The sequence below is a fragment of the Pediococcus pentosaceus genome, from assembly GCF_001437285.1.
Taxonomy (GTDB): Bacteria; Bacillota; Bacilli; order Lactobacillales; family Lactobacillaceae; genus Pediococcus; species Pediococcus pentosaceus.
In genome coordinates this window covers 1-793 of sequence record NZ_JQBF01000025.1, presented here as the reverse complement: position 1 = coordinate 793, position 793 = coordinate 1, and the positions used below count along the sequence as shown (strand labels likewise).

1 protein-coding gene is annotated in these 793 nt (G+C 33.0%); it reads right to left on the bottom strand.

Annotated elements, in window-relative coordinates:
• Nucleotides 1–76: 76 nt before the first annotated feature.
• Nucleotides 77–793 (bottom strand): IS3 family transposase (locus IV86_RS08550; protein ID WP_056979577.1); only part of this gene is annotated, 717 nt, incomplete at its 5' end.

Here is a 793-nt window from a genome sequence, read left to right as displayed (position 1 = left end):
TGTAGTGACCCCAAAAAGTTAGACTTTTTAGAAGAGTAGATTTTATATCTGCTCTTTTTTTGTGCCGTAATTAATTTTAATAAGCCATAATTTGGGATGCTTTTCGAAATTCGACTGGACTTAGGTAATTTAATTTTCTTTTTATCCGTTCGTTGTTGTAATACTGAATATAATTGTCGATAGCTGATTTTAGTTCTTTAAAACTATGATAATTTTTACCATAGAAAATTTCTTGTTTCAGTTGGCTAAAAAAGCTTTCCATTAGGGCGTTGTCTAAACAATTTCCCTTACGGGACATGCTTTGAAAAATATGATTAGTCTCTAATTTATCTGTATATGCTCTCATTTGATAAATCCATCCTTGGTCTGAGTGAAAGGTTCGTCGATATGGACAATTGTTCGTGATTGTGATGGCTTCTTCTAATCCTTCTAAGACCATGGATGCGTTTGGTTTTCGGGAAATGCGATATGAAAGAACCTCGCTATTGAACATATCGATGAATGGATTTAAATATAACTTTTTGGTCTGAACGATACCTGAGGTATCGGTTTTGAAGTACTTAAATTCTGTAGTATCAGTTGTGATTTTTTGGTGGCTTATAGTGGTTGAAAAACGGCGCCTAATAAGGTTTTTAGCTACAGTTCCAACTTTACCTTTGTAAGAACTATATTTACGTGATTTACGAGTATATGTTTCAACTCTGATATCCAGTTTTCTAATTAAACGTTGTACTTTTTTCTTGTTAACTAAAAATCCTCGGTGACGAAGTTCTTGAGTTATTCTAAGATATCC